The organism is Bacillaceae bacterium S4-13-56 (assembly GCA_040191315.1).
In the GTDB taxonomy this organism is placed as follows: Bacteria; Bacillota; Bacilli; order Bacillales; family JAWJLM01; genus JAWJLM01.
Map to the genome: position 1 here is coordinate 1 of JAWJLM010000005.1, position 13,156 is coordinate 13,156.

The window sequence follows — 13,156 nt, forward strand, 5'->3', positions numbered from 1 at the left end:
TAAATGGGCTGTTTAGCGAATCGTTCAGCAGACCCTATAGTAAAGAATCTATTTCCGTTTCTGAGAAATAAAAAATTTCACATTCGCCAGATAATTGTTTATAATTGTGTATGGGGATGATTGTCCTGTAGCAATAAAATAAAGTTAAGCGTTTTCTTACAATAATAAAGGGGACGCACGGGGAATTCTTAAAAAAGGAGAGAGATAACATGTCAGTAACAAAAGGTCTTGAAGGGGTTATTGCAACACAAACTACCGTTAGCTCTATCATTGATGATCAGCTTACATATGTGGGTTATCCCATTGATGATTTAGCAGTTCACTCTACTTTTGAAGAGGTAATCTATCTTTTATGGAATAGCAGATTACCTAATCAGCAAGAGCTTAAGGAATTAAGCCAACAACTTGCCGATGAGATGGTTTTGCCGGATGAAATAATTCAACACCTGAAATCTTATGATTTAAAAACCGTCCACCCAATGGCTGCATTAAGAACTGCTGTCTCTATGTTAGGTCTTTTTGATCCTGAAGCTGATGTTATGGACGAAGAAGCAAACTTTAGGAAATCAGTTCGTCTTCAAGCAAAAATACCTACCATTGTGACTGCTTTTGCTAGAATTCGTCAAGGTCAGGAGCCTATAGCTCCTAAAAAGGATTTAAGTTTCGCTGCCAATTTCCTTTATATGTTATCTGGAAAGGACCCAGAGCCTATTGAAGTAGAAGCTTTCAATAAGGCACTAGTTCTTCATGCTGACCATGAATTGAATGCTTCTACATTTACAGCGCGTGTGTGTGTGGCTACACTTTCTGATGTGTATTCTGGTGTTACAGCCGCAATTGGAGCGCTGAAAGGGCCTCTTCATGGAGGAGCGAATGAAAGAGTTATGAAAATGCTGACCGAAATTGGTGAAGTTGAGAATGCCATTCCATATATAGAAGAGAAATTAGCAAACAATGAAAAAATTATGGGAATGGGACATCGAGTATACCAAAACGGAGATCCTCGTGCTAAACATTTAAAAGAAATGTCTAGACAGCTCACACAATTAACGGGTCAATCAAAATATTATGATATGTCTGTAAAGATTGAAGAATATATAAAAGAACATAAAGGTCTACCTGCAAATGTTGATTTTTATTCTGCGTCTGTATATCACAGCTTAGGGATTGATCACGATTTATTCACCCCGATTTTTGCTGTGAGTCGTATTTCAGGCTGGCTAGCACACATTTTAGAACAATATCAAAACAATCGATTAATTCGTCCGCGTGCAGATTATTCTGGACCTAAGGGACAAAAGTATGTACCGCTTGAACAAAGATAGATGATTAGGGCCGGCATTGCCGGCTTTCTCCATGATAGATTGGAAAAGGATTTTCCAATCTATCGTAAAAACTAAAACTTTCGCCATTAAGACTTGGCAAAATAGTGAATCCATTTTACACTAGGATCGTTGAAATTTTATATGGGAGGTATTTTCGTGTCAATAGGTGAAAAAATTGTTGTAGAAAATGGAGTAATGAATGTCCCAAATAACCCAGTCATTCCATACATAGAAGGGGATGGAATTGGTCCCGATATTTGGGCAGCTGCATCGCGTGTATTGGAAGCGGCTGTGGAAAAAGCATATAACGGGGAAAAAGGAATTGTTTGGAAAGAGGTTTTAGCTGGGGAAAAAGCCTACAACCAAACAGGTGAATGGCTACCATCTGAAACACTTGACGTTATTCGTGATTATAAGATTGCAATTAAAGGGCCTTTAACAACTCCTATTGGAGGAGGAATTCGTTCTCTTAACGTAGCTTTACGTCAAGAACTTGATCTGTTTACTTGTCTTCGTCCAGTTCGTTATTTTGAAGGTGTACCATCACCTGTTAAACGACCTGAGGATACAGATATGGTTATTTTCCGTGAAAATACAGAGGATATCTATGCAGGAATTGAATGGCAAAAGGGATCGCCCGAAGTAAAGAAGGTCATTGAATTCTTACAAAATGAAATGGGAGTACAGAAAATTCGATTCCCTGAAACTTCTGGTATTGGAATTAAGCCTGTTTCAGAAGAAGGAACGAAGCGCCTTGTTCGAGCGGCTATTGATTATGCTCTCCGTGAAGGTCGTAAGAGTGTAACTCTTGTTCATAAAGGTAATATTATGAAGTTCACTGAAGGGGCCTTTAAAAATTGGGGATATGAACTCGCAGAACAGGAATTTGGTGCTCAAACCTTTACATGGGCTGAGTATGACCGTATTGCTGAAGAAAAAGGAAAGGATGCTGCAAACGAAGCTCAGGCTAAAGCTGAGGCTGAGGGGAAAATCATCGTGAAGGATGCAATTGCTGATATATTCCTTCAACAAATCCTTACACGTCCGGCTGAATTTGATGTTGTTGCCACAATGAACTTGAATGGTGACTATATTTCTGATGCATTAGCTGCACAAGTTGGTGGAATTGGTATTGCGCCAGGAGCAAATATAAACTTTGAGACTGGTCATGCTATTTTTGAAGCTACCCATGGTACTGCACCGAAGTACGCTGGTTTAGATAAGGTAAATCCTTCATCTGTTATCTTGTCAGGAGTATTAATGCTGGAGCATCTTGGTTGGAGAGAAGCTGCTGACCTTGTTATGCAGTCTATTGAGAAGACAATTGCAAGTAAGGTAGTAACTTATGACTTTGCACGATTAATGGATAATGCTACAGAAGTAAAGTGTTCTGAATTTGGTAATGCAGTAATTGAAAATATGTAATCCAAAAATCAAGGGGGAAAGAGTCATGGGAATTACTCGTAGAAAAGTGTCTGTTATTGGTGGAGGATTTACAGGAGCTACCACTGCGCTGATGATTGCTCAAAAGGAGTTAGCTGATGTTGTTTTAGTTGATATTCCAAATATGGAAAATCCAACTAAGGGAAAAGCACTGGATATGCTAGAGGCAAGTCCTGTTCAGGGGTTTGATTCTGATATTGTAGGAACATCCAATTATGAAGATACAAAAGGCTCCGATCTAGTAATTATAACAGCAGGGATTGCACGTAAGCCAGGTATGAGTCGTGATGACTTAGTAAATACCAATGCAAAAATCATGAAGAGTATTACAAAGGAAATTGTGAAGTATTCTCCGGATTGTTATATTGTGGTTTTAACAAACCCAGTAGATGCAATGACCTATACTGTTTTCCAAGAATCAGGGTTACCAAAAAATAGAGTTATTGGTCAATCAGGTGTGTTAGATTCTGCACGTTTTCGTACTTTCGTTGCCCAAGAATTAAATCTATCTGTCAAGGATATTACAGGTTTTGTTCTAGGTGGACATGGGGATGACATGGTTCCATTAGTTCGTTATTCTTATGCGGGAGGCATCCCGTTAGAGAAGCTAATTCCAGCTGATCGTCTCGAGGAAATCGTTGAGCGTACCCGTAAAGGTGGCGGTGAAATCGTTAACTTATTAGGAAATGGAAGTGCATATTACGCACCAGCAGCATCCCTAACTGAAATGGCTGAAGCAATCTTGAAAGATCAAAGAAGGGTTCTTCCAGCTATCGCGTATTTAGAGGGTGAGTATGGCTACTCTGATATTTACTTGGGAGTACCGACTGTTCTTGGTGGCAATGGTATCGAAAAAATTATAGAACTTGAGTTAACAGAAGAAGAAAAAATGGCACTTGATAAATCAGCAGATTCTGTTAAAAATGTTATCAAAGTTTTACAGTAACCAAAGATTCGAGGGCTTACCCTCGAATCTTTTTACACACAAAAAGTAAACGCTTACAAAGGGGTGTTTCGTGATGTTAGGAAAGAAACGTAAACTTGGGAAAAAGATCAAGGAAATACAAGTGGGGGATTCTTACGAAAATGAAATTGTCATAAAAGATCGTGATTTACTTTTGTATTTAGGGCTAACAAACGACGCTAATCCTCTTTATATTCAACATGATTACGCTTCTCAAACTCCATTTGAAAGACCAATTGTTCCTTCTATCATGGTTTATGGTATGGTCTCTGCCTCCATATCTATGCATTTACCAGGACCAGGGAGTCATGTTGTTCAATCAAACATATCTTACCCTCATCCTGTATACCACTACGAAAAAGTTAAGCTATCGCTAAAGGTTGAAGAGGTAAATGTTAAAGAACATTTTGCCTTGATCAAGGCTGAGGGAAAACGTGAGGATGGAAAATGTGTTCTTTCTGGGGTAGTGAAGGTCTGTCCAGCCTATGAGCCAAAATCTATGAACTCACATTCACTGGATAACTTTTATTAATACTTTTAATATTTGTATGGGAATTCAGCTTAGGTTGAATTCCTTTTTCTTCATCGTTAATCGTTAGAAACTTGATTAGCTTTCTTACAGTGATATGATAGAATACATATAAGATTTTGTTTATGGAGTGTGACACAAATGGTTCAGCGAGTGCTAATTGTTGATGATGAAGAATCCATTGCAACTCTTCTTCAGTATAATATTGATCAAGCAGGGTTTGAAACAGTTGTGGCTAATGATGGTCTTACTGCATTGGACTTTGCATCTAAAGGAAAATATGATCTTATTATTCTAGACATCATGCTTCCTGAAATGGATGGCATCGAGGTTTGTAAAAGGTTAAGAGCACAAAAGATAGAAACGCCTATCCTAATGCTGACAGCTAAGGATGAAGAGTTTGATAAAGTTTTAGGGCTTGAGTTAGGAGCAGATGACTATTTGACAAAACCATTTAGTCCTAGGGAGGTTGTAGCAAGAATCAAAGCAATCTTAAGGAGGACAACCCAACAAGAGACAAAAGAGACATCCGCAGAAGAGGTACCCAAACAAATAAAAATAGGTAACCTTGCGATATTGCCCGACCAATATGAGGTATACTTGAAGGGCGAAGAGCTGTTTTTTACTCCGAAGGAATTTGAATTGCTTCTGTTTCTTGCCAAAAACAAAGGCAGAGTTTTGTCACGTGATCAATTATTATCGTCCGTATGGAATTATGATTTTGTGGGAGATACCAGAATAGTGGATGTTCACATAAGTCATCTAAGAGATAAGATAGAACCAGATACAAAAAAGCCCTCTTACATTAAAACAATTAGAGGCCTAGGTTATAAACTAGAGGAACCGAAATTAAAATGAAAGGAATAAATTCACGTCCACTCTTAGGATACTCTCTTGTTATTATTATCATAATGTTTAGCCTTGGTGTGATTTTAGTTCAAAGTACAAGGAATTATGTAGTTCATACTGTTGAAGAACGTTTAATAAATGAAGGGACTTATATTTCTTCTTATATTGAAACAAGATCTTTTGAAAAAGACAGTGTTCCTGATGAACTTAAGAAAATTAGTGAGCAGTTAGGGATAGGAATTGCTTACATAAATCAATATGGGGAGTTGAATTATTACACAATTCATGCTCTTGATTTAGAAACGGAAAAAAGAGAGCAGGTCCAATTATACCTTCACAAATATAAGGAAAAGAATATTTCTAATTCTAAAGGAGAATTGGTAGATACTTTATTTTTTTATCCAGTTCCCTTAAATGATGTGGAGAATCATACTCTTCTCCTTATTTTAGAAGTGGGGCTTTTAGAGGATGTTACAAGGAATATATGGATTATAACAGCTATTACATTATCTCTAGGGATAGTAGCAATTGTCTATATTGGGTACGGTATTGTAGGAAAGTATATAAAACCTATGCAATCTGTAACGGAATTAGCTGATGAGTTATCAAAAGGGAATTATTCTGTAAGAACCTATGAGGATTATTATGGTGAGTCAGGGGTGTTGACTGGAGCTGTAAATAAATTAGCACGTAATCTTCAACAAATGAGCATCCAACAAGAGCGATTAAAGACTGTCATTGATAATATGGGAAGCGGACTGCTTCTTATCGATGAAAAAGGATATATTCAATTAGTTAATCGTGCTTTTCTTGAAGTTTTTAGTGGAGAGATAAAAGATTATGTCGGTTATCTATATTATGAAGCAATCTCTTACCCTGACATCCATCAAACGGTTCAGGAAGTATTTATGCTGGATCAAAAAGTGATAAAATCAATGATATTACCTTTAACTATTCAACGTAAGTTTTTAGAAATAACAGGAGTTCCCATTATGAACAATAAGATGGTTCCAAAAGGTGCTGTTTTGGTCTTTCATGATATTACAGAATTGAAAATGCTAGAGAAAACAAGGAAAGACTTTGTAGCTAATGTATCACATGAACTTAAAACACCTATTACCTCCATTCGAGGATTTGCAGAGACATTACTTGAGGGCAATTCTATAGATCCACCTACATCTCAACAATTTTTATCCATTATTTTAAAGGAAAGTGAACGATTACAGTCATTAATTCAAGACTTGTTGGAACTTTCTAAGATAGAGAAAGATGGATTTAAATTAGAGAAATATGAGTTTTTTTTGTCGGACTTAGTTGAAGAAGTCTGGCCAATTTTACTTTCTCAGGCGGAGCAAAAGGGGATTAATCTAACCAAGAAAGTTGACCATATTTTAGTTGATGGTGATCCTAATCGTATAAAACAAATCATTGTAAATCTGATTGTGAATGCAGTTAATTACACAGGACAAAACGGTCAAATTGAACTGATTGGGAGAGAGGAAGATGAATGGATAAGCCTTGTTGTAAAGGATAATGGAATAGGAATCCCCGAGCAGGAACTTCCTAGAATTTTTGAACGGTTTTACCGCGTAGATAAAGCTAGAAGTAGGAATTCTGGGGGGACTGGATTAGGTTTAGCCATTGTTAAGCATATTGTTGAAGCCCATAAAGGAAAAATTAATGTTCAAAGTGAGGTAGGAACAGGGACTACTTTTTCTATTTACCTGCCGCGAAATATTAAAGAATAGGACAGAGGCCTACTCTGCCCTTTTCATATAAAAAAATAAGAAACCTTTTCATGGGCTATTACGTATAAAGATATGTCACAGATAATGATACAAGGGAGAGGACCAAATGAGTATTAAAAGGATGTATATGTGGTTTGCTCTAGGTATAGGATTAATTATCCTTGTACTAGTGGCCGCTACCAGCTGGTATACAGTAGATGAATCAGAACAAGCAGTCATTTTAACCTTTGGACAAGCAGACGAAGATATTACACAACCAGGATTGCATTTTAAGTTACCATGGCCTGTGCAAACTGTAGAAATTCTATCTAAAGAGACTTATAGTTTAGATTTTGGATTTTCGACAGGGGACAACGGAAATTCTGACACAGTGAAGATGATTACTGGAGATGAAAATATTGTTTTGGCAGATTTAGTTGTTCAATGGAAGATTACAGAACCAGCAAAATATCTATACCAATCTAATGAACCAAAACAAATTTTATACGATGCTACATCAGCCTCTTTACGAGGAATTATAGGAAATTCAAAAATAGACGATGCTTTAACTTCAGGAAAAGCGGAAATAGAAAATGAAGTTCGAGACCAGCTTATTTCTCTTATTAACAGCTATGATATTGGGATTTCCATTATTGATGTAAAGTTACAAGAAGTGGACCTTCCAAATGAGGAAGTTCGAAAGGCATTTACAAAAGTGACAGATGCTAGAGAAACGATGAACACCAAGATAAATGAAGCAAGAAAATATGAAAATAAACAAATGGAAGAAGCGCTAGGAGAAAAAGATGCCATCATATCCCGTGCTGAAGGTGAAAAAGTAGAAAGAATTCAAAAAGCAATAGGTGATGTAGCAGAATTTAATGCCTTGTATGAAGAGTATGTTCAGGCTCCTTCCACAACAAAACAACGTCTCGTTCTTGAAACCTTAGAAAAAGTATTACCTGATGCAAGGGTCTATATTATGAATGATGATGGAAATACCGTTAAATATTTACCTTTAGATCCTAAACAAACAACTCGGATCCAAACGGAAGGAGGATCAGAAAGTGAGCAATGATAATATTGTGGATATGAATGAAAAAAAGCCTGTAAATTCAAGGTTTTATGTAAAAACGGGGTTAGGTTTTATATTGCTCGTTTTAGTATTCGCTCTTTTTTTAGCTAGTGTGATTATCGTAAAAGAAGGAGAATATAAGGTGGTTCGTCAATTTGGTGAGGTCGTTAAAATAGAAGATGAACCCGGGTTGAAATTTAAAATACCATTTATACAAAGTGTTACTACTCTACCTAATAAGAAGTTAGTGTATGACGTTGACCAAAAAGAAATCAATACATTGGACAAAAAAAGAATGATTATTGATAACTTTGCTATCTGGCATATTGTAGGTCCTGAAGATATGATAGAAAATGCTCGTACAGTAGAGAATGCCGAAGCTCGAATGGGCGAATTTATTTTTTCTGCTATTCGATCTGAGCTTGGCCAAATGAATTATGAGGAGATCATCAATGACGAGAAATCCTCAAGAGGAAATTTGAATGAGACGGTAAAAGACAGAGTTAATGAGCTTCTTGCTCGGGATAACTATGGAATTCAGGTTGATGATGTTCGTATAAAACGGACTGATTTACCTGATGAAAATGAGCAGTCTGTTTATCTAAGAATGATTTCAGAAAGGGAATCTAAGGCTCAAGAATATTTGTCCCAAGGGGATGCTGAAAAGAATAGAATTACCGCTACAACGGATAGAAAAGTGAAGGAAATGATCTCTACTACCAATGCCGAAGCTGCTCAAATTCGTGGAGAAGGTGAAAAAGAGGCAGCACGTATTTACAATGAAGCATTTGAAAAAGACGGGGAGTTTTACAGTTTATACCGTACACTACAATCCTATAAACAAACGATTAATGGAGAAACTACCATATTTATTCCACAGGATTCTCCTTATGCACAGCTTCTATTAGGATATTTTAATTAATAAAGCGACGCCTTTTTTCTTCTATGAACCAAACATGGTAAAATAGGAGAAATAAGGCGTTTTTAAGTTAAAAACAAGTGAAGTACATAGTGGAGGAATGTAATGATGGGAGAACAATCAAATAAAATCATGCTAATTGACGGGAATAGTATCGCCTACCGAGCATTTTTTGCTCTACCATTATTGAATAATGATAAAGGTGTTTATACAAATGCTGTATACGGCTTTACTACGATGCTTTTAAAAATGCTAGAGGAGGAAAAGCCAACCCACATTTTAGTCGCATTTGATGCTGGCAAAACAACTTTCAGACATAAGACCTATACTGAATACAAAGGTGGAAGACAAAAGACTCCTCCAGAGTTATCAGAGCAATTTCCCGTTTTAAAAGAATTACTAAAAGCTTTTTCTATTCCATTCTATGAGCTTGAACAATATGAAGCAGATGATATTATCGGAACTCTCTCCAAACAAGCAGAAGATCAAGGTTATGATGTGACCGTCATTTCTGGTGATAAGGACCTGTTACAGCTCGTTTCTGAACAAGTGACAGTTACGTTAACAAAAAAAGGGATCTCCCAAGTAGAACGCTATTCACCTGAATTTTTAAAGCAAAAGTATGAAATTTCTCAGGACCAAATTATTGATATGAAAGCATTAATGGGGGATGCTTCTGATAATATTCCTGGAGTTCCTGGAGTGGGAGAGAAGACCGCCATTAAGCTTTTAAAAGAATATAACACTCTAGAAAATCTTTATGACCATTTATCTGAAGTCAGTGGAGCAAAATTAAAGGAGAAACTTGAAACGAATAAAGAAAGTGCTTTTATTAGTAAGGAGTTAGTAACTATTAATCGTAATTCTCCTATAGAAATTACACTGCAGGATCTAGAATTTAATGGTTATGATTCAAAGAAAGTTCATCATCAATTTAGGGATCTAGGCTTCCAATCGCTAGTGGACCGAATTGATTCTGAAGATGGGGAAAGTATTGGAGAAGAAACTGAACCGGTTACAATAGACTTTAAGGTTGTAGAGGAAGTAACAGAAGATTTATTTACTGATCATATGGCATTCATTTTGGAAATGATTGATGAAAATTATCAGTCGGGCGATATTTTAGGTTTTGGTCTTGCCACAAATGAACAGTACTATTTTATTGAAGTTGAAAAGGCGCTAGCATCTAATGAATTTAAACAATGGATAGAAGATCCTTTTAGAAAAAAATACGTTTTTGATGCCAAAAAAACAGTGGTGGCCTTAAAGAAGAAGGGATTATCTATCGAAGGAATCACATTTGATCTGTTGATTGCCTCTTATTTAATTGACCCTTCAGAAAATCATCATGATATACCTGCAATTTGTCATAGACAAAATGACTATTCCATGCCATTTGATGAAGAAGTGTATGGAAAAGGGGCAAAACAAAAAATTCCTGAGATCGAAGTTCTTTCCGAGCATGTAGTGCGAAAGGCACATATTTTGTATGAACTAAGAGAAAGATTTGAAGAATTATTAAAGAAAAATGAACAGTATGAACTTTTTTATGAATTAGAAATGCCATTATCTCTTATATTAGCTGATATGGAGCATATTGGAATCAAAGTGGACAAAGAGCGTCTGGATGAAATGGGAAAAGAATTGCAAAGAAGATTAGGCGAATTGGAACATTCTATTTACGAGCTTGCGGGAGACTCATTTAATATAAACTCTCCAAAACAATTAGGCGTCATTTTATTTGAAAAAATGGGTTTGCCCGTCATTAAGAAGACAAAAACAGGATACTCCACTTCAGCAGATGTATTAGAACAACTTCAAGGGGAACATAAAATCATAGAAAAAATCCTGTTATATAGGCAGCTTGGGAAACTCCAATCTACTTACATTGAGGGTCTTTTAAAAGTAATAGACCCAATTACAGGCAGAGTGCACACTCGATTTAATCAGGCCTTAACACAGACAGGAAGATTAAGCTCTACTGAACCTAATTTACAAAATATCCCGATTCGGTTAGAGGAAGGTCGCAAAATAAGACAAGCTTTTGTACCTTCAAAAGAAGATTGGATAATATTTGCAGCAGACTATTCTCAAATAGAGCTTAGAGTATTAGCCCATATGTCGCGCGATGAAGGGTTAGTGGAAGCCTTTCAAAAGGATATGGATGTCCATACGAAAACAGCAATGGATGTTTTCCATGTGAAAGAGGATGAAGTGACATCTATGATGAGACGTCAAGCTAAGGCGGTTAATTTTGGAATCGTCTATGGTATTAGTGACTTTGGGCTTTCTCAAAACCTTGGGATTACGAGAAAAGAAGCCAAGAACTTTATTGATCGTTATTTCAACAGTTATCCAGGGGTAAAAGATTATATGGATGACATTGTACAAGAGGCAAAACAAAATGGGTATGTGTCAACTATTATGAAGAGAAGGAGATATTTGCCTGATATTACGAGCAGAAATTTCAATATCAGAAGTTTTGCTGAAAGAACAGCTATGAACACCCCAATTCAAGGAAGTGCTGCTGATATCATAAAAAAGGCAATGATCGATCTATATGGACAGTTAGAGGAGAAAAAATTCGAGTCGCGTTTGTTGCTTCAAGTTCATGATGAATTAATCATAGAGGCACCTAAAAACGAAGTCAAAGCCTTGTCCGATTTAGTCAAAAAGGTAATGGAAAATGCAGTTGAGTTATCAGTTCCATTAAAGGTGGATTTTAATTATGGGGACACTTGGTACGACGCAAAATAGAAAGGACGAAAGAGATGCCAGAGTTGCCAGAGGTAGAAGCGGTTAGACAAACTCTTAAAAAACTAGTGATAAGCAAAAAAATCCAGGATGTTTCCGTCCTTTGGCCAAACATTGTTCGTCAGCCAGATGATAAAAATGAATTCATTTCTTTGTTGAAAGGTCAAACCATTATCGATATTCATAGAAGAGGTAAATTTCTTATTTTTGAACTAGAAGATGTTGTACTAGTCTCTCATCTTCGAATGGAAGGGAAGTATTTAGTAATGTCATCTTCTGAGGAGAAGGACGCCTACACTCATATTTTATTTCATTTTGAAGATGGGACTGACTTGAGATACCGAGATGTTAGAAAGTTTGGAACAATGGAGATATTTCCAAAAGGACTAGAAAACACTTTGCCTCCATTAAACGGACTTGGACCAGAACCCTTAGGCAAGGAACTAACTGTCAGTTATTTAGAACACAAACTTCGAAAAACCAGCAGGGTTATCAAGCAAGTGCTTCTAGACCAAAGCGTGATTGCAGGATTAGGAAATATCTATGTAGATGAGGTTTTATTCCAATCTCAAATCCATCCTACAAGAAAGGCATCTTCTCTAACTACTAAAGAAATATCACAGTTGGTGAAGGCGATTAAGGATGTTATACAGAGAGCCATTGAGCACGGAGGAAGTACAATAAGAACATATGTAAATAGCCAAGGGAAAAAGGGAAGTTATCAAGATTATTTATTAGTTTATGGTAAAAAAGAGGAGCCTTGTTCCAGGTGTGGGCATCCTATTGAAAAAATAAAAGTAGCTCAAAGAGGCACTCACTTTTGTCCAGTATGTCAAGCTACACAAAATAGATAGACAACTTACGTCTTGGACTTCTTCCCCATATACTACTCTAGTTGTAGTTAGGGGAGGAGAACGAGATCATGAACGAATTACTAACATTAGTCACGATTGTGTTAGCGGTAAGTTTGGATAGCTTTACTGTTGGGCTTACCTATGGAGTAAGAAAAATGACTTTACCTTGGAAGTCCTTATTATTGATAGGGGTGATGTCAGCCCTAACGTTTTATACTTCTATGTCTATTGGGAGCTATCTTTCAAGCTTTTTAGAACCTCATCAAGCGGAACAACTTGGTGGATGGATATTAATGGCCATCGGAATGTTTGTTTTGCTTCAGTACTTTCGCTCCTCTTTCTCTCTTAAAAAAGAAGGAAAAAATGTGAAACCTTATATATTGAAATGGGAAATCCAATCCTTAGGGGTTGTAATCCAAATACTGAGAAAACCCATGTCTGCGGACTTTGATCGTTCTGGAAGTATTACGGGATTTGAGGCCGTATTTTTAGGTCTAGCTCTATCCTTGGACGCCTTTGGAGCAGGTATTGGGATATCAATGTTTGGCTTTTCAACATTTTTAACATCCTTCTTAGTTGCAGCCACGTCTTCATTGTTACTGTTTACAGGAATGAAGTGTGGGAGAGGTTTATCTTATAAAAAAGGAAGCCAAAAACTTTCTTTTGTACCAGGACTAATACTTGTCATTATAGGAGTATTTAAATTATAGGGGGATT

At 36.7% G+C, this 13,156-nt stretch carries 11 protein-coding genes; all 11 read left to right on the top strand.

Going from position 1 to position 13,156, the window contains the following annotated elements:
- The first annotated feature begins 209 nt into the window (after window positions 1–209).
- The 11 genes from citZ (at window position 210) to ytaF (ending at window position 13,149) form a co-directional block, all read left to right on the top strand.
- A complete protein-coding gene (citZ, locus tag RZN25_02405; GenBank protein MEQ6375683.1) occupies window positions 210–1,325 on the top strand; it encodes a citrate synthase in 1,116 nt (371 codons plus the stop codon).
- A 156-nt stretch (window positions 1,326–1,481) separates the two neighbouring features.
- A complete protein-coding gene (icd, locus tag RZN25_02410) occupies window positions 1,482–2,750 on the top strand; it encodes an NADP-dependent isocitrate dehydrogenase (protein MEQ6375684.1) in 1,269 nt (422 codons plus the stop codon).
- 25 nt (window positions 2,751–2,775) lie between these two features.
- A complete protein-coding gene (mdh, locus tag RZN25_02415) occupies window positions 2,776–3,714 on the top strand; it encodes a malate dehydrogenase (GenBank protein ID MEQ6375685.1) in 939 nt (312 codons plus the stop codon).
- A gap of 73 nt (window positions 3,715–3,787) precedes the next feature.
- Window positions 3,788–4,264, top strand: coding sequence for a MaoC/PaaZ C-terminal domain-containing protein (locus tag RZN25_02420; protein MEQ6375686.1), 477 nt, complete (start codon window positions 3,788–3,790; stop codon window positions 4,262–4,264).
- A gap of 138 nt (window positions 4,265–4,402) precedes the next feature.
- The gene (locus RZN25_02425; GenBank protein ID MEQ6375687.1) at window positions 4,403–5,119 is read left to right on the top strand and encodes a response regulator transcription factor; all 717 of its coding nucleotides are present in this window, start codon (window positions 4,403–4,405) and stop codon (window positions 5,117–5,119) included.
- Window positions 5,116–6,858 carry an ATP-binding protein gene (locus tag RZN25_02430; protein MEQ6375688.1) on the top strand — a complete coding sequence of 581 codons (1,743 nt, stop codon included), beginning with the start codon at window positions 5,116–5,118 and terminating at the stop codon, window positions 6,856–6,858. The genes RZN25_02425 and RZN25_02430 overlap by 4 nt, the downstream gene beginning before the upstream one ends.
- 106 nt (window positions 6,859–6,964) lie before the next feature.
- Window positions 6,965–7,915 (top strand): FtsH protease activity modulator HflK, encoded by a 951-nt coding sequence (gene hflK, locus RZN25_02435; GenBank protein MEQ6375689.1) that lies wholly within the window; start codon window positions 6,965–6,967, stop codon window positions 7,913–7,915.
- Window positions 7,905–8,834: a protease modulator HflC gene (locus tag RZN25_02440; GenBank protein ID MEQ6375690.1), complete on the top strand. Its 930-nt coding sequence runs from the start codon at window positions 7,905–7,907 to the stop codon at window positions 8,832–8,834. The genes hflK and RZN25_02440 overlap by 11 nt, the downstream gene beginning before the upstream one ends.
- 102 nt (window positions 8,835–8,936) lie before the next feature.
- Window positions 8,937–11,588 (top strand): DNA polymerase I, encoded by a 2,652-nt coding sequence (polA, locus tag RZN25_02445; protein MEQ6375691.1) that lies wholly within the window; start codon window positions 8,937–8,939, stop codon window positions 11,586–11,588.
- 14 nt (window positions 11,589–11,602) lie between these two features.
- Window positions 11,603–12,439, top strand: coding sequence for a DNA-formamidopyrimidine glycosylase (gene mutM / locus RZN25_02450; GenBank protein MEQ6375692.1), 837 nt, complete (start codon window positions 11,603–11,605; stop codon window positions 12,437–12,439).
- A 68-nt stretch (window positions 12,440–12,507) separates the two neighbouring features.
- Window positions 12,508–13,149, top strand: coding sequence for a sporulation membrane protein YtaF (gene ytaF, locus RZN25_02455; GenBank protein MEQ6375693.1), 642 nt, complete (start codon window positions 12,508–12,510; stop codon window positions 13,147–13,149).
- The last annotated feature ends 7 nt before the right edge of the window (window positions 13,150–13,156 follow it).